This window comes from Vibrio sp. QJM3NY_35 (genome assembly GCF_057785915.1).
In genome coordinates, this window is the sequence record NZ_CM173507.1 from 2,403,779 (window position 1) to 2,426,215 (window position 22,437).

18 protein-coding genes and 1 pseudogene are annotated in these 22,437 nt (G+C 44.2%); 13 read left to right on the top strand and 6 right to left on the bottom strand.

Features of this window, described 5'->3' with window-relative positions; genetic code table 11:
* Positions 1-85 precede the first annotated feature (85 nt).
* Entirely contained in the window at positions 86-970 is an 885-nt protein-coding gene (locus AC3CH3_RS10720) for a D-hexose-6-phosphate mutarotase (RefSeq protein ID WP_488537129.1), read from the top strand.
* A gap of 51 nt (positions 971-1,021) precedes the next feature.
* On the opposite strand, the gene AC3CH3_RS10725 is transcribed toward AC3CH3_RS10720, so the two are convergent.
* Positions 1,022-2,359 (bottom strand): IS4 family transposase, encoded by a 1,338-nt coding sequence (locus tag AC3CH3_RS10725; protein ID WP_488537130.1) that lies wholly within the window; start codon positions 2,357-2,359, stop codon positions 1,022-1,024.
* Between the two features lie 353 nt (positions 2,360-2,712).
* Between AC3CH3_RS10725 and AC3CH3_RS10730 the strand changes: the two genes are divergently transcribed.
* From AC3CH3_RS10730 to AC3CH3_RS10755, 6 genes are all read left to right on the top strand, one after another.
* The gene (locus AC3CH3_RS10730; RefSeq protein ID WP_488537131.1) at positions 2,713-4,749 is read left to right on the top strand and encodes a methyl-accepting chemotaxis protein; all 2,037 of its coding nucleotides are present in this window, start codon (positions 2,713-2,715) and stop codon (positions 4,747-4,749) included.
* Positions 4,750-4,946: 197 nt separating this feature from the next.
* Complete coding sequence (rlmA, locus tag AC3CH3_RS10735) at positions 4,947-5,762, top strand: 23S rRNA (guanine(745)-N(1))-methyltransferase (RefSeq protein WP_488537132.1); 816 nt, start codon at positions 4,947-4,949, stop codon at positions 5,760-5,762.
* Positions 5,763-5,837: 75 nt separating this feature from the next.
* The gene (locus AC3CH3_RS10740) at positions 5,838-6,791 is read left to right on the top strand and encodes a ChaN family lipoprotein (RefSeq protein WP_488537133.1); all 954 of its coding nucleotides are present in this window, start codon (positions 5,838-5,840) and stop codon (positions 6,789-6,791) included.
* A 274-nt stretch (positions 6,792-7,065) separates the two neighbouring features.
* Positions 7,066-7,419, top strand: a complete 354-nt coding sequence (locus AC3CH3_RS10745) for a hypothetical protein (RefSeq protein WP_488537134.1) — start codon at positions 7,066-7,068, stop codon at positions 7,417-7,419.
* A 128-nt stretch (positions 7,420-7,547) separates the two neighbouring features.
* Positions 7,548-9,434 carry a BCCT family transporter gene (locus AC3CH3_RS10750; RefSeq protein WP_488537135.1) on the top strand — a complete coding sequence of 629 codons (1,887 nt, stop codon included), beginning with the start codon at positions 7,548-7,550 and terminating at the stop codon, positions 9,432-9,434.
* Positions 9,435-9,627: 193 nt separating this feature from the next.
* Positions 9,628-11,205 carry an alkaline phosphatase gene (locus tag AC3CH3_RS10755; RefSeq protein WP_488537136.1) on the top strand — a complete coding sequence of 526 codons (1,578 nt, stop codon included), beginning with the start codon at positions 9,628-9,630 and terminating at the stop codon, positions 11,203-11,205.
* Between the two features lie 143 nt (positions 11,206-11,348).
* Here the strand turns inward: AC3CH3_RS10755 and AC3CH3_RS10760 are convergent, their stop codons facing one another.
* Positions 11,349-11,786: a YcgN family cysteine cluster protein gene (locus tag AC3CH3_RS10760; RefSeq protein WP_017059388.1), complete on the bottom strand. Its 438-nt coding sequence runs from the start codon at positions 11,784-11,786 to the stop codon at positions 11,349-11,351.
* A 159-nt stretch (positions 11,787-11,945) separates the two neighbouring features.
* Here AC3CH3_RS10760 and AC3CH3_RS10765 point away from each other — a divergent pair, with 159 nt between their 5' ends.
* Positions 11,946-12,194, top strand: a complete 249-nt coding sequence (locus AC3CH3_RS10765; protein ID WP_017059389.1) for a YkgJ family cysteine cluster protein — start codon at positions 11,946-11,948, stop codon at positions 12,192-12,194.
* Between the two features lie 20 nt (positions 12,195-12,214).
* Here the strand turns inward: AC3CH3_RS10765 and AC3CH3_RS10770 are convergent.
* A pseudogene (locus AC3CH3_RS10770) lies at positions 12,215-12,556 on the bottom strand (DDE-type integrase/transposase/recombinase); the annotation flags it as partial.
* Between the two features lie 140 nt (positions 12,557-12,696).
* On the opposite strand from AC3CH3_RS10770, the gene AC3CH3_RS10775 reads away from it, so the two are divergent.
* From AC3CH3_RS10775 to aqpZ, 5 genes are all read left to right on the top strand, one after another.
* Positions 12,697-13,662, top strand: coding sequence for a LacI family DNA-binding transcriptional regulator (locus tag AC3CH3_RS10775; RefSeq protein ID WP_017070321.1), 966 nt, complete (start codon positions 12,697-12,699; stop codon positions 13,660-13,662).
* A 68-nt stretch (positions 13,663-13,730) separates the two neighbouring features.
* A complete protein-coding gene (locus AC3CH3_RS10780) occupies positions 13,731-15,464 on the top strand; it encodes an alpha-glucosidase (RefSeq protein WP_488537137.1) in 1,734 nt (577 codons plus the stop codon).
* A gap of 59 nt (positions 15,465-15,523) precedes the next feature.
* The gene (locus AC3CH3_RS10785) at positions 15,524-17,152 is read left to right on the top strand and encodes a PTS transporter subunit IIBC (RefSeq protein ID WP_019823195.1); all 1,629 of its coding nucleotides are present in this window, start codon (positions 15,524-15,526) and stop codon (positions 17,150-17,152) included.
* 79 nt (positions 17,153-17,231) lie between these two features.
* Entirely contained in the window at positions 17,232-18,038 is an 807-nt protein-coding gene (locus AC3CH3_RS10790) for an endonuclease/exonuclease/phosphatase family protein (protein WP_019823193.1), read from the top strand.
* 242 nt (positions 18,039-18,280) lie between these two features.
* A complete protein-coding gene (aqpZ, locus tag AC3CH3_RS10795; protein ID WP_019823191.1) occupies positions 18,281-18,970 on the top strand; it encodes an aquaporin Z in 690 nt (229 codons plus the stop codon).
* 67 nt (positions 18,971-19,037) lie between these two features.
* Here the strand turns inward: aqpZ and recR are convergent, their stop codons facing one another.
* From recR to dnaX, 3 genes are all read right to left on the bottom strand, one after another.
* Positions 19,038-19,637, bottom strand: coding sequence for a recombination mediator RecR (recR, locus tag AC3CH3_RS10800; RefSeq protein ID WP_488537138.1), 600 nt, complete (start codon positions 19,635-19,637; stop codon positions 19,038-19,040).
* Between the two features lie 78 nt (positions 19,638-19,715).
* Positions 19,716-20,045, bottom strand: a complete 330-nt coding sequence (locus AC3CH3_RS10805) for a YbaB/EbfC family nucleoid-associated protein (protein ID WP_017062338.1) — start codon at positions 20,043-20,045, stop codon at positions 19,716-19,718.
* 152 nt (positions 20,046-20,197) lie between these two features.
* Positions 20,198-22,426, bottom strand: coding sequence for a DNA polymerase III subunit gamma/tau (gene dnaX / locus AC3CH3_RS10810; protein WP_488537139.1), 2,229 nt, complete (start codon positions 22,424-22,426; stop codon positions 20,198-20,200).
* Positions 22,427-22,437 lie beyond the last annotated feature (11 nt).

Sequence of the window (22,437 nt, forward strand, 5' to 3'; positions counted from 1 at the left end):
AATACGGACTCTGCTTGTTACTCATGAAAACACAAGCATCACTCTAGTCAGCATTTGAATTCAATTTCCTTAGAAGGATCATGTAATGGATTTATCTACTCTACCTACACTAGCGGTACTTTCTGACAACGTGACTATCGTTGAACACGAAGGTGTAAAACTGGTTCGCATTATCCACGATAAAGCAAACGCAGCGATTTCACTGTTTGGCGGCCATGTGGTGTCATTCCAACCGCAAGGTCAAGAAGACCTGATTTGGATGAGCCAACAAGCTAAATTCGACGGTAAAACGGCTCTGCGTGGTGGTATTCCAGTATGTTGGCCTTGGTTTGGTCGTATTGCAGCACCAGCACATGGTTTTGCCCGTTCAAGTGAATGGCAATTGGTTGAACACCGTGAAAGCGAAGCTGGCGTGATTGTTAGCTTAGGTCTGAAGCCAAGCGAAGAGACGCTAGCAGTATGGCCTCATCAGTTCGATGCACGTTTGAATGTTGAGATCGGCGAGCAGCTAAAAGTAACGCTGGACGTGAAGAACACTGATTCTCAGCCATGGACTTTCTCTGGCGCACTACACACTTACCTAAACGTTGCAGACATCCATAACACAACAACCACAGGTATGGGCGCTGAGTACATTGATAGCCTGCAAGACGGCAAAATCTGCCAAGGTGGTTCTGAACTGGTACTGACCGACACGATTGACCGCGTTTACACGCAACCAGAAGCGCAAATCTTAGTTGCTGACAAAAAGCAGGATCGCACACTAACGGTTGAAAACCACGGTCATAATTCTGCAGTACTGTGGAACCCGTGGGCCGAAGGTGCTGCTGGTATGGGTGACATGCAAGACGACGGTTACCTAACCATGCTATGTGTTGAATCAACACTGCACGCACCAAGCCTAGAAGCAGGCAAAACATTACAGCCTGGCGAAAGCCACCAGCTTATTACAGTGATCTCTTCACACTAAGCCTATCGCAAATTTAATTTAAGAAAATGCAGCTCATTGAGCCAACACCTATCATTTAAGGTGTTTAGATAGCACAGTGTAGCGAGTCTTACTAAAACGAACGGTCCTATCTTTGGGCCGTTTTTGTTTTTCGGGCAAAATATAACGTTTCACTCGCTCTCTCATTGCTCGCAGCTTTTTGGGAACCGAACCTGGGGAGGCGATAGCACACCACATTAGCTCATCTTGAATATCTCGAAGTGCCATCGTAAAGCTTATCCTAAGTGGCGAGACTTCAGCCTCTTTTGCTATTCGGCTAATCTCCAGACGGATTAAGTTATACGCGATAAGGATACCCCATATCTCTTGCTCTACACCCTCTACAGATTGACTGCGGAGCAGGATTTCATCTCCAAGCATGTCATGCTTAATCTCGCCATAGCTATTCTCGATTTCCCACCTTTCGAAGTACACATCTAATAATGATTTTAAACTGTATTTTCTATCTGTTAGAGAAGTTAGCAGCCCTTGTATATGATTGGGTTGCTGTTCAACGTCATCGGGATATAGAGTTAGCCTAGCTTTCCACGTTTCAGGGAGACTCGGGGCTTGTTTTCTAGCCTGGGGAGAGACTTTCATCTCCACAATCAGATCTCGCCCATCATCATCGAGCTGCTCGATGATTTCATATTTCACATTTGACTTTATTGGCGTCATCCAGTGGCTTGTTCCATGCTCTTGTTGCCAGTTAAGCATTAGTTCTGCGCTCAAGTAGCAACGGTCAAAAATGGTCAATGAATTCGGAACTGCTGATGAAATTAAATCTTTTGCATAGCTGATTTCACCTTTAGAACTATCCCCAAAAGCCACATCATGAATAAGGCGACTCCGTAGTGATGTGAGTGCGCACATTCGAACGATTGGGTACTCAGTGTGCCTGTCTTTTCGGTAGTAAACATATTGATAATGCTCAGCTAAGCTTGGGTTATCGTGAGTTCTAAACTGTGTGCCATCGATTGAAAATAGGCTCAAACCATTCCATTTATCACCCGCATCTTCCGACTGTGTCCAGTGCTTTGCTGTGATTGAGAATAATGACTTTAAAGGCTTAGCGGTGAGGCGTTTTCTTGCCTGAGGAATTGCACTAGGTGCAATCGTTTCACCCAATGAATTAGACAATTTGAGGTCGAGCTTATCGAGTACATCGGTAATCGGTCTATCTCGATATAGACCAATACCAACGACTAACCATACAACGAGTTCTGCGGGTAGCTTTCTACGGCGCATACTCGCTTTATTCGTTTCAGATAAAGCTTGGTTTATCCAATCTAGCGGAAGGTCTTTTTGGAACAAAGAAAGAGATTCTGGATTAGCAAAATCGTCAACATCGATTAACCAGTGTGACAGCATAAAAAAATACCCTTAAACAAAAGTGCTTAAGGGTATTGTTAACCATCTGTAGGATCGTTCAACTGATCAGGAAAATGCTTAAATGATCAGTGTTAGCTCATTGAGCTGCATTTTTTATTGGCTTTAGCCTCACTCGCATCATCCAGTGAACAACGACCTAATGCAAACTTGTTCCCTCTCCGTTTAAATCCACGCCACATTTATTCTCATTACTCCAATTTATAAATATAACTGTCAATTCATTAATTATTATCAATTACTGCTGATAAATAAGTTCCTATGATAGAACGCTCAATAACAAACTTAATGAAAACTACTTAACAACACCTCAATGAAGACAGGATAGTGAATTCATGCTCGATAAATACAAAAATCAAAGTGTTGGCTTCCAACTTAAGTTGGTCATTTTGCTGTGCTTGCTTATCGCCTTTAGTTCCATTGCAACACTCGTGTACCGCAATGCCTCACAGGTATTATTAGACAACACGTTAAGGGAACACCAATCAAAAGTCGAAGCGATGGCCAAAACCATCTCTGGTCAGTTCGACGCCTACCTGCACACCGCCAAAGTTTTAGAATCCACTTTTCGTAACGGTTACCTAGCAGGTGTTTATGTTGAAAATTATGACGTTGAATTCAACGGCCATTCCATTCCAAACATGACTCAATATGGTGAGAGCCTAATCAACGACACTAAACTGGTCGATAGCTTTACCCGCGACACTGGCGCCGTAGCGACCCTATTTGCCCCATTTGGCGATGACTTTATTCGTGTGTCGACTTCTCTCAAGAAACCTTCAGGTGAACGAGTTGTTGCGACTACACTAGGGAAAGACCATCCGGGCTATAACAAGCTCAAAAGTGGCCAACCTTATTACTCTCAAGTTAAACTCTTCGGCCAACGTTACATTACCTACTATGCGCCTTTGATCAACACTCAAGGCAAAGTAAACGGTGTTTCTTTCATTGGTTTGCCAGTAGAAGACGCGACTCAAAGTCTGTTTGAATCTTTACGCTCGGTTTCTTGGGGTGATACGGGCTATACCATTATTGTCGATAACGAGAAAGAGCATCAAGGTCAGTACTTACTGCACCCCACGAACGTTGGTGGTGGTAAATCGATTGTTGATGTTGCTGACTACGACGGTAACAAACCTTTTTATCAAATTTTTGAACAGCCATCGGGGCTGATTCTATACCCATATCAGTATCAAGAAACGGTTGGTGAGAAGTACCTGGTATACACCGAAGTTCCGGGTTGGGATTGGAAACTGCTTGGCGGTACATTCATTAAAGAAGTGACCAAAGGCAGTGACGATTTACTGAAGCTCATCGCCATTATTGCTACCCTAATTGCTGCGGCTACCATCATCGCGTTAACCTTCGTGTTAAACCGCACACTGACGCCGCTAACCACGTTAAACGAGTACATGCTGCGTTTAGGAAAAGGCGAAGTAAGCCTACATATTCCAAACAATGGTCAGCAGACTAAGAACGAAATCAGCAACCTAAATACCGGCGTTGCCAACATGGCAGCCCAGTTGAATACACTCGTGGGCGAGATTCGTGCGACCAGTGACCAAGTACAGAACAGCTCGAGCAGTGTGTCACAAGATGCCAGTCACAATCTGAGTCAATCTGACCGCCAGCAAGCACAGGTTGAGCAAGTCGTTACCGCTATAGAAGAGATGGCCACCTCTGCTGAATCAGTGGCACAGCAAGTGAACAGCATTGCTGAAAATGTGCGCCTTGCCAATGAAGACAGCCAGAAAGGTTTAGAAGTCGTTGAAGGTGTGTGTATTGATGTCGCCCAGCTGAATGATCAATTAGACAAATCCGCATCGGCCATCGAGCAAGTAAGCTCTGATAGCGAAAGTATTCAAACTGTTACTAAGATGATTGATGACATCGCAGAGCAAACCAACTTACTTGCGTTGAACGCTGCAATAGAAGCGGCACGTGCGGGTGAGCAAGGCCGTGGCTTTGCAGTGGTAGCCGACGAAGTAAGAACATTGGCTCATCGAACTCAAACATCAGTCCAAGATGTGGTAAGCATCATCGAGAAGCTGAAATCGTCGACCCACAATGCCGTAAACCTGATGACGCAAAGCCAATCGAATGCCAACCAAGTACTCGATAAAGCGCAAGAAGCAGGCACCGCACTAGAGTCGATTGCCTCTCAAGTTGAATCTATTGCTTCTCAAGCTGAAACCATTGCTGCGACATCCGAAGAGCAAGCTCAGGTTTCTCAAGAAATTGCGGCAAACGCGCATGCGATAAGCGACCTCAACCAGCAGAGCCGTGAAACCAGCGCTAAGACCTCTCACAGTGCTGATGAACTTCAGAAACAAGCGGAATCGTTGAAAAATCAAGTTAACTTCTTTAGCTAGAATCTGAGTTCTCTGTTTTATCAGCGACTCGCTCATAACCAATAGAGCCAACCCAACCATGCGTTGGCTCTATCTATTCTCGGACTGGCTCTATCGACTCTAGGATTGCCGTTAATCAACACAGCTGCGTTTATTCTAGCGCCCCACTATGCTTCCTGTTAAAATTTTGGACTTGAAATTTCTACCTCGAGTTCGCAATGACTTACCAATGCCCTTTGTGTCACCAACCTTTATCTCAAAACGATCGTACGTTTAAGTGTGAAAAGAACCATCAGTTCGACCTAGCGAAAGAAGGCTATGTCAATTTGATGCCTGCGCACCACAAACGCTCAAAAGATCCAGGTGACAACAAAGAGATGATGCAGGCACGTCGTCGCTTCCTTGAAGGTAACCACTATGATCCAATGCGCCAAGCCGTTGTTGCACTCTGCTCTCGCTACCTGCCAGATACGGCTCCTGCCCTATTGGATATTGGTTGTGGCGAAGGCTATTACACCAACGAAATTGCGGTAAACCTTAAAGAAAAGAATGGCGCTACTTTTGGCCTAGACATTTCTAAAATTGCTATCAAATACGCCGCTAAACGCTACCCTGCTGTCGATTTCTCAGTTGCATCAAGCCATCGCCTACCCTTTGCTGAAAAAAGCTTAGACGGCATTCTACGCATTTATGCACCATGTAAAGCAGAAGAGCTTCAACGCACAATTAAAGACAATGGTGTCGTGATAACAGTGACACCAGCTAGCCGACACCTGTATCAACTGCGTGATGCCATTTATGATGGTGTGCGTTTACACGATGAAGATCCTGATGTGATCGAAGGTTTTACTCTTGAACACCAAGAGCAACTAAACTATATGATGGAACTATCGGGGTCAGATGCATTCGACCTGCTACAGATGACGCCGTTTGCTTGGAAGGCGAGTGAAGAGTTTAAACAACAACTCACCGAAGCCGAGCAATTCAACTGTGAAGCTGACTTTATGCTGCGAGTGTATCGCAAACAAATTTAATTGATATTGATTATCGTTTGCGTTGAATTCTTATCTTGCCTCCTTTAGTATGCGTGTTCTTCAAGGAGGCATTTCATGCAACGTATTATTCTTATCGGATTAGTGACTCTTCTCACGGCTTGTGCTAATCAACCAGCAAAAGACACTTCTCAAAAAGTGACTCAAAAGGAATCTGTTTCCACATTCTATGACTACCAGTTCGCTTCTCCACAAGGCGAAACGCTTCCTCTCGATGCATTACCTAAACAGCTAATTGACGCTGATGTAATTCTTATTGGCGAATGGCACACTCATTCTGCTATTCACCGCTTCCAAACCGATTTTTTAAAAGCGCGCTTTAACGCGACATCAAACATTGCGCTTTCAATGGAACAGTTCACTCGAGAGCATCAAGACACATTAAACCGATACCTAAATGATGAGATTGGCGAACAAGTTCTTATGTCTCAAGCCGCTGCTTGGCCAAATTACGAAAGTGATTACCGCGCGTTAGTGGAGTTCGCTAAAACCAACGACGTCGATATCATTGCGGCAAACGCACCAAAACCCTTTGTACAGTGTATCGGCCGTAAAGGATTATCGTATCTAGATCAGCTAACGACGGAACAACGTCAATGGATTGCTTCAGAAGTGGATACTGGCGATAGCCCTTATAAAGAAAAGTTCATGGCTTCGATGCATCACGGAACACCAGAGCAAACAGAAAAACAGTTTGCGGCTCAAGTAACATGGGACGAAACCATGGCAGAGTCGATTGTTGATTACCTCGCATCAAACCCAGACCAACAGGTGATTCATGTGGCCGGTAAGTTCCACACCGAAGGTGGTTTAGGCACTGCAGCATCGATTCTACGTCGTAACCCTGATTTGAAAATTGCCATCATCAGCCCAGTTGAAGCGATTTCAGCGGATAGCAGTGACTATCAGCTTGAAGTTCTCTCGCCACCGGCTCGCTTTGTAAAGAAAGAGAACCGAATGAAGGCATACAAGCACCTGTCAAAACGCAGCGCTAGCCTAGAATGTGAGTAAGGTCTGTTGATCCACTCTTCTAAGCTAAAGAGTCGATGGGCTAATCCTAGATAATTAGCCCATCGTCAAAACTTGATCACGTTCCCGTCATTCATCCTAACTCTATCTAAATCAAACATTCTTATCGGCACAAGACTTGCTTAGTAAATAGACGATTTAACCAAGCAGACGAAAATGTAATGTGCGAATAAAAAACATCACTATCGATGATTAATTGCACAAGTTTTTCACACCTCTGCCGATACTATATTTAAGGATAGGTAAGGAGAGCGATATGACGCCAGTAGGAACGAGTAATACTCAGCTGTATTCACCTTCGCAAATGAATGTACAAGCTAAAAGCACTGAAGCTGAAAAGCCTGCACCGCTTAAGGTTGAACAAAATACCGTCAAGCTTTCTGATGAAGGCAAAGCCCTATTATCTGCCCTTAAAGAAATCGATAAAGAAGCCAAGAAAGTCGAAGCTGAAAACGAGACCGTTACCGATAAGGTTGAGTCATTTGCTCATGGCGCTTTAGGTATGGATCACCCAGATAAGATTGAAGAAGAGGACGATGGTTCTTATTCAGCTGGGCAATACTTATCCGCAGCGGCAACCGTGGGTGGCATTCTACTTGCCTTAATCTAACTTTCCCCTCGGTTACTGCACTTTCCTCTCTGCATTAAAGCGATTTGTCGTAACGACAACAGACCCGATTTGGTCTAAAAAACGAGTTCATTCCATAATTCCGCTCTCATTTTAATGGAATAATACTCGTGAAAAACACTTTTGAGCTTATTGATAAGCCTACTTTCTTTGGTGCGATTGCACTCCTACTCACGATAGTTTTCCCGCTCATTTTGTTCCCTGCACAGGGCGCAGACTGGATTGCGGTTGCGAAAACATTCATGACGGACCAACTTGGATTTTTATATCTTGCGCTAGGCCTCGCTGCCTGTGCATTTATGGTTTACGTTGTGTTCAGTGATATGGGACAAATTAAACTGGGAGAAGCTGATGAAGAGCCTGAATTCAAAACAGCATCATGGGCTGCAATGCTATTTTGTGGCGGTATCGGTGCAAGTATCTTGTACTGGGGCTGTATTGAGTGGGCTTACTACTACCAATCACCGCCTTTCCAACTAGAGCCGGGCAGTGAAGAAGCGGTTCGTTGGGCTGCAACTTACGGTTTGTTCCACTGGGGACCAATCGCGTGGTCTATCTACCTGATCCCTGCGATTCCTATTGCTTACTTCTTCTATGTACGTAAACAGCCAGTTCTCAAGATCTCTAGTGCGTTAATGCCTGTTCTTGGTGAACACCGCAGTAAAGGTGTACCTGGAAAAATCGTCGATATCCTATTCATTTTCGGTCTATTAGGCGGCGCAGCAACAACGCTAGGTTTAGCTGCACCTCTAATCACTGAAGGTCTGAATCACCTATTTGGTCTACCTAAAAATAACCTAACGCAAGTGATGGTGCTTTTAGTGTGTACTGCGATTTTTGCTTACTCATCTTATGCTGGATTGGAAAAAGGCATCAAGATCCTAAGTAACATCAACTTCTGGGGTGCAATGGGCCTGTTAGCTTTCGTTCTGATCGCGGGTCCAACAATCTTCATGTTAGAAACAGGTTTAGACTCAATTGGTCGTCTACTGTCTAACTTCTTCGTGATGGCAACGTGGGCTGAACCATTTGGTGGCTACGGTACATTCGAAAACACTCACTTCCCACAAGACTGGACGATTTTCTACTGGGCATGGTGGCTAGTATTTGCACCGAGTATGGGTCTGTTTGTTGCGCGTATCTCTCGCGGCAGAACCATCAAACAAATGGTATCAGGTTCGATTTTCTTTGGTTCTCTAGGTTGTTTCCTATTCTTCATGATCTTAGGTAACTACGGCCTATCACTGCAGCTTTCTGGTGAGCTGGATGTAGTAGCGATTTTGAATGCTGAAGGCGCAACCAAAGCTATCTTCTCGATGCTTGCACAACTGCCAATGAGCACGCTGGTTATCGCTGTATTTACAATGCTGTGTATTATCTTCACGGCAACGACATTTGACTCGATCTCATACATCCTGGCGTCTGTTGTACAAAACAACGTGACTGAAGAGCCAATGCGCTGGAACCGTATGTTCTGGGCATTCACTCTGTCGTTCTTGCCAACGATTCTGATGTTCTTGGGCGGTCTAAGTACGCTACAAACGGCGGCGATTGTTGGTGGCTTACCGCTGCTTGCTATCTCTGTCATGCTGATGATTTCAGCGGTACGTGCGACTAACCTCGACCTACGCCATCAAGATGCGTACATCGAGCCAACGATCAACATCGAAGAACTGCCAGACATGGACCCTTGGTCTGCTGAAGGTATGGCGCTGGCTCAATTTGAGAAAGAGAGAGATGCAGCACAAGAAGCTGCAGAACTTGAGCGTGTTGCTTACACAGAACTTGCCGCAGTGAAGAAAGAAATTCGCGCTTATGTGCTAGAACAAGGTTCACAAATGGAAACTCACGAGTTACCAGAGAACCTACAACAAGCACTTGAGCAGGCCGAGAGTAATCTTAGTGCCGCACAAGCGAAAAAGATCGAGTTATCTGAGCAAGCTCAGAATGCTCGTATCACGTTCAACCAGGTGGTTGCAGACTTACCGATTGCTTGACATTAGCCATGACACAGTCCATTGATTTGGACCCTCCTAAATACGACAAAGGCTTACAGAAATGTGAGCCTTTTTTTATGCTTTTCTAAAAGCTTGAGTTATTGCTCAATTTTATATTAATGAAACAAATGTGAAACGACTTTGACACAAATAGGTGTTCTAATCATCCCGCTTATATAAAAAGGGACAACTAATGAAGCACTTTATGAAACCAATTGTTACCGCAATGGTAACCTCTACACTCTCATTCAACGTACTTTCAGCAGAAATCAAAAATGTCATTCTGATGATCGGTGACGGCATGGGGCCTCAACAAGTTGGCTTATTGGAAACCTACGCAAACCAAGCGCCAAATTCAATCTATAACGGGAACAAAACGGCCATTTATCAACTTGCTCAAGAAGGGGTTATTGGTTCATCCCTAACGCATCCGGAAGACGCAATCGTAGTGGATTCAGCTTGCTCTGCGACCATGCTTGCAACGGGTATCTACAGCGGTTCAGAGGTGATCGGTATCGATTCCCAGGGTAACCATGTTGAGACAGTACTTGAGAAAGCGAAAAAAGCAGGCAAAGCGACCGGCTTAGTTTCAGACACACGCTTAACTCACGCGACCCCTGCTTCTTTCGCCGCTCACCAACCTCACCGTTCTTTAGAGAATCAAATTGCATCTGATATGTTAGCAACGGGCGTTGATGTGATGCTCTCTGGAGGACTGCGTCATTGGATCCCTAAATCGACCAACGACAAAGGTGAAACCTATAAGCAACTTGAAAAACTGACTCAAGGTGATGTTTATCTCAAATCGAAGCGCAAAGACGACCGTAACCTGCTGACTGAAGCAGAGACAGACGGCTACCAACTCGCGTTTAATCGCAACATGCTAGACGACGCTAAGGGCGATAAACTACTTGGTCTATTCGCCTACTCAGGTATGGATGATGGCATCGCTTACAGCAACAAGAAAAAGAGTGGCGAACGAACTCAGCCAAGCCTGAAAGAGATGACACAAAAAGCGCTCAACATCCTATCTAAAGATGAAGATGGCTTTTTCCTAATGGTCGAAGGTGGCCAAATCGACTGGGCGGGACACAGTAACGATGCAGGCACCATGCTGCATGAATTGCTCAAGTTTGATGAAGCGATACAAACGGTGTACGAATGGGCAAAAGATCGTGAAGACACGATCGTGATTGTGACCGCAGACCACGAAACAGGCTCTTTCGGCTTCAGCTACTCTTCTAACGACCTACCAAAACCTCAGAAACGTTCTGGCGAAGCCTTCGCCGATCGCGACTATGCACCTAACTTTAACTTTGGCGCATTCGATATTCTTGATGGTCTATACAATCAGAAGCAAAGCTACTACGGCATGATCAGCGAATTTCAGAAGCTGGATAAAGCGCTGCAAACACCTGAAAAGCTGGCTGAGATCGTCAACAAAAACAGTGAGTTCCCTATCACAACGGAACAAGCGAAAAACGTATTAGCCAGTAAACCGAACCCATACCGATTGGCTCAGCACAAATACTTATCGGCAGAAGAAGTGCCTGCTATCAACGATTTCGATGCTTTCTTCCCATATAACGACCGTGGCAACCTACTTGCTCGAGAACAAGCAACCGGTCAAAACATCGTTTGGGGTACAGGTACACACACTCACACACCAGTGAACGTGTTTGCTTGGGGTCCTGCTGAAAAGATACTGCCAGTTTCGAAAATCATGCACCACTCAGAACTGGGTGAGTACATTAAACAACAAGTAAACTAGCCTGAATCTTTTTTGCTCGTTTAACTTTAGCGCCCTCCGGGGCGTTTTTTGTTTTAAGCCTTTAAGTTAAGTAAGTTAGTTTTTAATTTTAGGCGGCGCCAAATAGCAAAACAGCCGCTAAAGAACGGCTGTTTTTATAATACTTAACGGTTTGGGTGGTTTAAGATGTGGTCTTCCCAATCGACAACATCAATTTCGTATACCACTTTGTTACGAACGCTTTCACCTGCTGCATGCATCTCTGTTTTTGATCCGGTGATCAACGGGTGCCATTCAGGAATCGGCTTAGATTCTGATAAAAGGCGGTAAGCACAAGTGTCTGGTAGCCAGTGAAACTCATCGATCTTGTCACGAGTCAGCTTCAAACACTCTTCACCTGAAGTGAAGCGGTTCGGGTAGTCTTTACACGAACATGTTTTGTCGTTTAACCAGCTACACGCCACATTGGTGTAGTAAACTTCATCGCTATCTTCATCCATTAGTTTATGCAGGCAGCACTTACCACAACCGTCGCAAAGTGATTCCCACTCATTCTCGGTCATCTGTTCTAGTGTCTTTTCTTGCCAAAATGGATTCGTCATAGGATTACTTATTACTCTTTTACTGGGGTGCGTGTTATACCGCTAGCCCATAAAAAGTTCAAGGATAATAATTGTTCATTCTTTGATTCAATCAACAGCTGTCACTCTCATCATTTTTTGCTACTATCGCGCACCCTGTTATTTAGTGAGTTTAATTTGATGGAATGTCGTCTAGGTTGTGGAGCATGTTGTATCGCTCCAAGTATTACATCTGCTATTCCTGGAATGCCTAATGGTAAGCCTGCTGGCGTACGCTGCATCCAATTAAATGAGCAAGACCTATGCAAATTATTTGGTCAACCTTCACGCCCGAAAGTATGTCACCAGTTCAAAGCTTGCCCTGTCATTTGTGGTAAAACCGACCAAGAAGCCCTTGATAACCTTATCGAGTTAGAAGCCATAACCTAAGCGTATTAGCCCTTTTCTATATCCCAGCAATTTCTTTTCCTACTCATACTTTGCTTTAGGTTATAGGTGCTTATAAGACCTCAATAGTCTTTCGAACAGTACTGACTACCTCGCTATGAGTAATAACCGTTTCAGGAAAATCTCGGCGAAATAAAGCCATCGATAAGACATCACAGACCAGTGAGGCCGTCATTCTCGTACCCATAAACCAACCAATAACTTGCCTTGAATAAAGGTCAATAATGGCAACTAATTATAGCCAACATTTGTTTGTAACTACGTCGGTGATGTCTCCTGCCCATTTTTAAATTAGCAGTCGTTGCACTGAAAACCTTAGCGAGCAAGGCCGTGACTACGGGCATTCAGTTCAGGTCGAGAAGTGGACAATACCTTATAAACTTGAAGTACTATGTGTATATCATCAGGTAGCGTTTTTATTTACTTTGTTGTCAGCCAATATATTGGATAATATGGCAATAATACATTATGGAAGGAAAATGTGATGAGTAAAAAAATGACCATGGCGGAGATTTCAAGACAGCTTGGAATTTCAACAATGACCGTGTCACGTTACTTTAATGACGGTTATGTCTCGGCTGAAAATCGCCTTAAAATTGATGCTATCGTCAAAGAAAATCATTATACCCCTAATATATTTGCTCGTTCCATTCGTAGCCAATCTAATATTATTGGTTTCGTTGCTCCTCGCATTGAGTCGTATACAACGAGTTTAGTAATTAAAGGGGCACTGGCGGCTGCCAATGAATCACAAGTACGAATGCTTTTTCATGCCTCAGGATTTAACCATGAGTCAGAATGCCAAGCTGTGAGAGAGTTTAATGGCTTAAATGCATTGGGCACTATTATTATTGCTTCAAAGCACAGTGTCGAAGAGACGTTTTATCAAACCTTAGACAATGTGTTATTTATTGGTAAAAACACCCCCCACCATTGCTGTTTATATTACCCCGACCATGCTGCAATTAAAGCACTCGTTTCCCAAACCATCACTCAGTTAAAACAACAGCAGGCACCGCTGGCAGCCGTACATTATATTTATGATGAGCGTATGCTTTCCAGCCGTACTAAGTTGATGCAAGCCACCATTACTGACACCGTCCCTGAGTTGAATTTTTCACTACAAGCTCTAGCCAACTCGGAGGACAAAGCTGGCTACCAGGCAATTCAATTACAGCCTAATCATGTCTACTTTTGTGCCACCGATAATATTGCCATTCGTTTATATCGTCGCGCCAAAGAACAGCAACTCAAGATTGGTCATAACTTATGGATTGTAGGCATGGGTGACTATGACTACAGCGATTTGTTAGTCCCAAGCCTGACTACTGTCGCTTTTAACTACTATCAAGTGGGCTACCAAGCTGTCAAAAAATTGCTCAAGCGCGATTTCAGTTCCGTTGAAGGCACATTCGACATAAGAATGAGAGAAAGTTCACAGTTTCTCTGAAATTGTATTGAGTCCAAATAGGTTCCATTTAACACTGTGTGTTAACGATAACACACATAGTATAACCGATGAAACTCGCTAATAATCTACACTCAAAACCACTCGCGTGGTGGAAGAAAGCAACTGCCTACCAAATTTATCCCCGTAGTTTTTATGATACAAACCAGGACGGCATTGGCGATATCAATGGAATCATTGCTAAGCTGGATTATCTTGCTGATTTGGGCATTGATTTAATATGGATCTGCCCATTCTACGCATCACCGAATGATGACAACGGTTACGATATCAGTGACTATCAAGCGATTCATCCTGACTTTGGAACCCTTGAGGATGTGGATAAATTAATCACGGCTGCTCATGAACGTGGCATTCGCATTATTATGGATTTAGTCATCAACCACACTAGCGATGAGCATCCATGGTTTATCGAATCTCGAGACAACAAAGATAGCCCTAAGCGTGATTGGTATATTTGGCGTGATGGTTGTGAGTCAACAGATGAAAAACCAACTTGCGAACCTAATAACTGGGAAAGTATTTTTCATGGTAGTGCATGGGAATATGATGACAAAACCGCACAATATTATTTACATCTATTTTCTAAAAAGCAGCCTGATCTTAATTGGGAAAATCCTGAAGTAAAACAAGCACTATTTAAAATGATTCATTGGTGGTTGGAGCGTGGTATTGATGGTTTCCGTGTCGATGCAATTAGCCATATTCAGAAACAAACTGGTTTACCCTCTTTACCCAATCCAAAGGGTGAAAAGTATGTCTCTTCATTCGATTATCACATGAATGTTGAAGGTATTGAAAAGCACCTGTATGAGTTAAAAGAACAGGCGTTTTCGCCTTTTGATATTGTGACCGTTGGTGAGGCCAATGGGGTGACGGCCGACAACGCATTGCCTTGGGTTGCTGAAGCGACCGAGCACGATCAAGGTGGTGTTTTTAACATGATTTTTCAGTTTGAACACATGAAGCTATGGTCGGAAGAACAAAGCAACGAGCATTTTGATCTCGTGGCGTTCAAACGCATTTTATCGCGTTGGCAAGATGCCTTAGAAGGTAAAGGCTGGAATGCGCTTTATTTAGAAAACCACGATCAAGCTCGTAGTATTGATACTTTTGCCGATCCTAACTCTAGGTATGCCAGTGCTACCGCGTTAGCGAGTTGTTATTTCTTGATGAAAGGGACTCCATTTATTTATCAGGGCCAAGAGATTGGTATGGTAAATCATCAGTTTACTTCTCTTGACGAATTTAACGATGTGTCTGCGAGAAATTTAATTCAAAAGCTATCGCAACAAGGTCAGAGCGATGCCGATATCTTAGCCTTGTTAAATCAAGTATCCCGCGACCACAGTCGCTTGCCAATGCAATGGAATGACCAGGATTTTGCCGGTTTTTCTGAGGTGCAACCTTGGTTCTCGGTGAATCAACAGTATGCAGATATCAATGTTGAGCAACAACAGCAAGATCCAAATTCGATCTTAGGTTTCTATAAGCAGTTGATTGCTTTGCGTAAGTCACATGAAAGCTTAGTGGTTGGCCGTTATCAATTACTGCTAGCTAACGATCCTAATATCTATGTTTATCAACGTGTTGCTCAAGATATGACATGGACCATTATTACCAATTTAAGTCCACAAGAGAGCGTTGTTGATATCGACTGCACCCAATTAGGCGAGTTAATGCTTGATAATCAGAATATTAACAACGAACACGTTCGCTCAGATTTTATAACAACGCAAATAGCCCCCGCTTATGCCGCGTATATATTTGCAAGAAAGCACTAAATTATATTTATGGCTAGGCGCTGATAACGTTAGCCTGTATTTAAATCAAGGAACTATTTATGAGTAAGTTACTATCGTTTGATTTTTGGCAACGATTTGGGAAGTCCCTTATCGTTGTTATCGCGGTGATGCCTGCCGCTGGTATCATGATATCACTAGGTAAAGTGGTCGCAATGTATGCGGGTGGGTTTGGTGCCATTGAAACACTAGGCGCTATAATGGAAAACATAGGTTGGGGGATCATTGTTAACCTTCACCTATTATTTGCGGTCGCGATTGGTGGCTCGTGGGCAAAAGAGCGTGCAGGTGGCGCATTTGCCGCGCTAATTGCCTTCATCTTAATCAACCGTATCACTGGGGTTATATTGGGCGTGGATAACGCTATGCTCAGTGACCCAGAAGCGGTTGTGATGAGCCTATTTGGTTCTGAGCTACCTGTCTCTCAATTCTTCACGAATATTTTGGGTGCTCCTGCCCTAAATATGGGTGTGTTTATCGGTATTATGTCTGGCTATTTAGGTGCCAACTTATTTAACCGCTATCATGACTTCGCTCGCTTACCTCAGGCATTAGCATTTTTCAACGGTAAGCGTTTTGTGCCTTTTGTTGTTATTTTCTATTCGCTGATTATTGCGTTTGGTTTATCTGTAATATGGCCTTTAATTCAAGGTGCGCTTAATGATTTTGGTCAATGGATTGCTACCTCTAAAGACACTGCGCCGATCACTGCTCCTTTCTTGTATGGTACGTTAGAGCGTTTATTACTGCCATTTGGTTTACACCACACTTTAACTATTCCAATGAATTACACCGAGTTGGGTGGTACTTATGAGCTTTTGACTGGGATGAATGCGGGCTCAAGTGTTTATGGTCAAGATCCATTATGGCTTGCTTGGGTTAGCGATTTAAATAATCTTAAATTAAGCGATCCGACAACTTACCAACACCTGTTAGATACGGTGCACCCAGCACGCTTTAAAGCAGGCCAAGTTATTATCGCAGCCTCTTCATTGATTGGTATTGGACTTGCGATGTATCACTGTGTTGATAGTGATAAGCGCGCACAATATAAGCCAATGTTTTTATCTGCGTGTCTTGCCGTGTTATTAACCGGTGTGACAGAGCCTATTGAATTCATGTTTATGTTTATTGCTCCTGTTTTATATGTTGCGCATGCGGTATTAACAGGGGTTGCATTTGCGTTGGTCGATGTGATGGACCTACGTGTACATGCCTTTGGTTTGATTGAGTTACTCACTCGTATACCTATGATGGTTTCAGCGGGCATCGGTGGTGATCTGGTTCGCTTTGCATTAGTTTCTATTGTTTTCTTTGTGGTTAACTATGGATTGTTCCGCTTCCTAATCGTGAAATTGAAGTTACCAACACCGGGTCGTATGGGTAACTACCTGGATGAAAGCTCAGAAGCTATGTCGGAAGATGAGAAGCTTGACATTATTATTCAGAATTTAGGCGGGCGTGGCAATATTGCTGAGATTGATGCTTGCATGACTCGCTTGCGCATTACAGTTAATGATCCGCAGTTGGTTGCTGAATATTCACTATGGAAGCCTACGGGAGCACTTGGAGCTGTGGTTAAAGAACAGGGAGTACAAGTTATTTATGGCCCTGGGGTGGATGTCATTAAATCTAGACTAGTTCAGAAGTTTTCAGCGCAACCTGCGTAATTCTTTTTAGATCAAATAACCTCGAGAAACGCAGCCTTGCGCTGCGTTTTATCTCACTAGAATAAATAAGTGAATAATAATGAAGTTAATGACACTAAATACCCACAGCTGGCAAGAAGAAAAACAGCTAGAAAAGTTAGATGTGGTCGCGCAAGCCATTATCGAGCAAGGGTGCGATGTGGTTGCATTACAGGAAGTGAATCAACATCAAGATAGCCCGGCCGTTGATGCCAATATATTAACCAATCACACTGTGTTGGCGAATAACTATGGTTATTTATTACAGAAAAAACTCATGGAATACGGTCATCACTACCAACTTACGTGGGATTTCGTTCATCAAAGTTATGAAGTATATCAAGAGGGACTCTCATTTTTAACGCGACTACCGATTGTCGAACATGAGGTCATTGATTTAAGTGATAACTATGATGTGAGCTTTTGGAAACATCGGCGAGCAGTGCGTATTAAAGTGACCTCTCAACAGGGTGATTTTAATCTTTATAATTGTCATTGTGGCTGGTGGAATGACTCAGAGAACTCATTTGAGGATCAGTTCGACCGAATCAAGGCAACTTTACCAACAGAGTTGAGCTTTCTATTAGGCGATTTCAACAACCCAAGCCATATACGTAATGAAGGCTATGATTACGTATTACAACGCGGTTTGATGGATTGTTATGAAGTTGCTGAAATCAAAGATGATGGAACCACTGTCATTAAAAACATTGATGGTTGGGAGCAAAATAGCCAAGCGCTACGCATTGATTTAGTGCTTAGTAATCAGCCTGTAGTGGTAAAGCAGCATAAGGTGATTTTTAATCACGATTTTTATCCGGTTGTATCAGATCACTTTGGGGTGTTGGTAGAAGTAGAACTTACTTAATTTTTATCAACTCATCGTAGTTTAAATAAAACGAATACTGACACAAATACGGCTAATTATCAGGTCACTCTTGCTTGCTAAAATAGCGATAGAATACGACTGACCTTAACGATCTTTAGTGCGAGTTCGAAGTGATTACATAAGATTCTCTGTTCTTTCTTTCAACTATATACACAAGATTTCACACTTCTGCGAAATCTAAACTATCTTGTTGATACTGGTACAGATTAATAAGGATCGTTATGAATAGGTATATCGCAGAAATGTTTGGTACGTTTTGGTTGGTGTTGGGCGGTTGTGGTAGTGCCGTCTTAGCCGCGGCTTTCCCTGATGTGGGAATTGGTCTACTCGGAGTTTCCCTTGCCTTTGGTTTAACCGTGCTCACTATGGCTTTCGCTATTGGTCATATATCCGGTTGCCACCTCAACCCTGCTGTCACCATCGGCCTATGGAGTGGTGGTCGCTTTGATGGCAAAGATGTTGCGCCTTATATTATTGCCCAAGTGATTGGCGGTATTATCGCGGGTGGTGTGTTATTCGTGATTGCTTCAGGCCAAGCAGGCTTTGACGCTGCGGCATCTGGCTTTGCTTCAAATGGTTACGGTGAACACTCACCGGGCGGCTACTCACTAACTGCCGCACTGGTCTGTGAAGTGGTCATGACCATGGTGTTCCTGTTCGTGATCATGGGCGCGACTGATTCGAAAGCACCGGCTGGATTCGCACCGATCGCAATTGGTCTCTGTTTGACCTTGATTCACCTTATCAGTATTCCTGTAACCAACACCTCAGTGAACCCTGCTCGAAGTACTGGCGTGGCTGTGTTTGTCGGTGATTGGGCCGTTTCGCAATTGTGGCTATTCTGGATTGCACCGATTATTGGTGCCGTGATTGGCGCGATGATATACAAAGCGGTGAGAGGTTCGGATTAAGCGCTGAAAAAGCGCCTAAAGCAATAAAAGAAAAAGCCGCTTAGTGATGATTCACTAAGCGGCTTTTTTAGATCTTATGACGACCGAGTAAGGAGTGCGAAAGCGTGGTGCCATCCACCAGCTCTAGCTCACCACCAACGGGAACACCATGAGCGATACGGCTAGCGTTCACTTCATGGGTATTACATAGCTCAGCAATGTAATGCGCTGTTGCTTCCCCTTCAACTGTTGGGTTAGTCGCTAGGATTACTTCAGAGATATCACCACGACGCAGGCGGTAGTCCAAAACATCAAGACCGATGTCACTTGGACCAATACCATCAAGTGGTGAAAGGTGACCCATCAATACAAAGTAACGACCTGAATATTGGCCAGTTGCTTCGATAGCTGCAATGTCTGCAGGGCTCTCTACTACACAGATTTGACCATTTTCCTGACGTTTAGGATTGGTACAAATGTGGCAAGTATCTTCTTCAGTAAAAGTACGGCACTCATTACAGTGACCAATTTCGGTCATTGCTTGGCTAAGAGCTTCAGCCAACTGTAGGCCGCCTTTTCTATCGCGCTGTAACAAATGAAAGGCCATACGCTGCGCCGACTTGGGTCCAACCCCAGGTAGACAACGTAAGGCCTCCATCAAATGCTCCAGCATATGACTGGTACGCATATTTAACCGTTCTAATTTTCAAGTAATAGCCTGTTCAATACAAACCACCACCTGAATTAACCTTTAAGAATAAGTTACTTAGAAAGGCATCTTCATACCTGGTGGAAGTTGCATTCCGCCAGTTACGCTAGCCATTTTCTCTTTTTGAGTTTCTTCAACGCGACGAGCCGCATCGTTGAAAGCAGCAGCGATAAGATCTTCAAGCATCTCTTTATCGTCTTCCATTAGGCTTTCATCGATATCAACACGGCGAACGCTGTGGCTACCAGTGATCGTTACTTTTACAAGGCCAGCACCTGACTCACCTGTAACTTCCATATTTGCGATTTCTTCTTGAAGCTTTTGCATGCGCTCTTGCATTTGCTGGGCTTGCTTCATCATGTTGCCCATACCGCCTTTACCAAACATGTTAATACTCTCTGGTCTAATTGGTTTATTAAAATTAATTAAGCTATACGAGCTTAAATGGGGGTTAAAACAGTGTGATTCAACCCCTCGATGTTCAGTTCTCAGATTTGCTTATCTGGGATGATACGCCGGTCACTAAACAAGAAAACGTTCTAGATAGGACGAACGCTGTCTCTGTCGAGTTCAGCGGCAAAACGTCTTTCAATGAACTGTACGTTGGCATCGTTTTCTAAAGCGGTAAATGCGTCTTTCAACTTACCTTGATACAATCTTTCTCGTAATTCTAGCGGCGTTTCTCCACCATCACCGATTTCAACACTCAAATGACACTCTTCCCCAAGCACAGTATTGAGAGACTGCAATAACTCACTCTGTGCACGGTCCGTATTCAAATGAGCTTGGCTCGATCTTAACGTTAAAGTGATTGATGTGTCGTTTTTAGCAAACACTGAGTTCAATGCTAACTGTTCAACAAGCTTGGCTGTCTCTAGCTTTTGAATCGTGGCAGACCATTCATCTTGAGCAATCGACTCTTGAAGCAATTTATCGACCATTTCTGGTGTCTTAATATGCTCCAACGCACGCTTGATCTGAGTAGGTGTAAGCTCTTTGCTCACCTCTTTCACTACAGGTTTAGACGGTTTCCAGCGATAAGGTTCATTATCGTTGGTCACATTTTCTGTCGAAGAGGATGATAAAGAAGCTGGCGACACCCGCTCAGAACCACCGTGTTGCTGAGCAACTCGATCAAGAACTGAAGTTTTAGCAGGTGTCGCTTTAGCCTTTTTTGGCGCCGAGCCTTTGTTTTCTGTTGCCGAACTGCCTCTACGTTGAGAACGTAATTGGTGGCGTAAACCACTCACAGGCGAAGTTGCACGCGCTGGCTGCTCTTGCGGAGCAGAAGGTGCAGCGCTTGGCTGTTGAACCGGACTCTGGTTTTGATAATTCGTTTGTTGCTGCTGAGGCTGCTCTGCACCGTAGCTTGGACGCTCATCATAAGCAGGAGGCGCGTCATACTGGCTATGCGGGTAATCCTGCTCAGGATAACCTTGGTTGCCTGAATGTTCAGCGTAACCTTGCGAATCTGAATACTGTGCTGGATTCTGCTGCGGAGTCTGTTGCACGGGTGGCTGCTGCATAGCTTGCTGTTGAGGCGCCTGTTGTTGCATCTGAGGCTGTCTCGGAGCTGCCATTGGCGCAGGTTGACTCACTGACTGAGCAACGTTCTGAGCTTGAGCTGCTGGAACTGGCGCAGGGTTTGCCGACTGAGTCGAGATTGCCGTAGCAACCGCTTGTTCAGCTGGACTAAATGCCAACATGCGTAAAACCACCATCTCAATACCAACGCGAGCGGTTGGCGACAATGGTAAGTCTTCACGACCTTTCAACACGATCTGGTAGTAGAGTTGAATGTCTTGTGGGCTAAGCGCTTTGCTCAGTAGTTCAAGCTTCTCAGCGTCAGGCTGTGCCTTATCTAGTGTAGATGGCAAAGCTTGGAACATCGCAAGACGATGCAGTTGAGTCGCAAGCTGATTCAGCAAACCGTCCCACTCAACACCGTTCTCAGCAAGGCTTTGAATACACGCCATTGCTTGTTGCGGCTGCTTACTGCTAATCGCTTCAAGCAAGTGGATAGCTTGGTCGGTATCCAGTGTTCCGAGCATGTGAGCAACAGTATCTGTTACGACATTGCCATTACCCAATGCGATAGCTTGGTCTGTAAGGCTTAGCGCATCACGCATACTGCCATCAGCAGCATGAGCAATCATTCCAAGAGCACGAGATTCAGACGTCACATCTTCTTGTTCAAGAATATGATCGAGCTGCTCGTGAATATTATCAACGCTGATCGGCTTAAGATGAAACTGCAGACAACGCGACAAAATCGTCACTGGAAGCTTTTGCGGATCAGTCGTTGCGAGCAAGAATTTCACATACTCAGGCGGCTCTTCTAACGTCTTTAGAAGCGCGTTAAAACTGTGCCTAGAAAGCATGTGTACTTCATCGATAAGGTAAACCTTAAAGCGACCACGCGCTGGCTTGTACTGAACATTGTCCAGAAGCTCACGGGTATCTTCTACCTTGGTACGTGATGCCGCATCGATCTCTAGCAGGTCAACAAAGCGACCTTCATCGATCTCTTTACAAGTTGCACATTCACCACAAGGGGTTGAAGTAATGCCTGTTTCACAGTTAAGTCCCTTAGCAAACAAGCGGCCGATGGTCGTTTTACCGACACCGCGTGTTCCGCTAAATAGGTACGCGTGGTGCAACCTATTTTGGCTAAGGGCATTCTCTAATGCTGTTAAAACATGGGCTTGACCAACCACTTCTTTGAATTTGGTTGGTCGCCATTTTCGCGCTAACGCAAGATAGCTCATGAATAATTCCG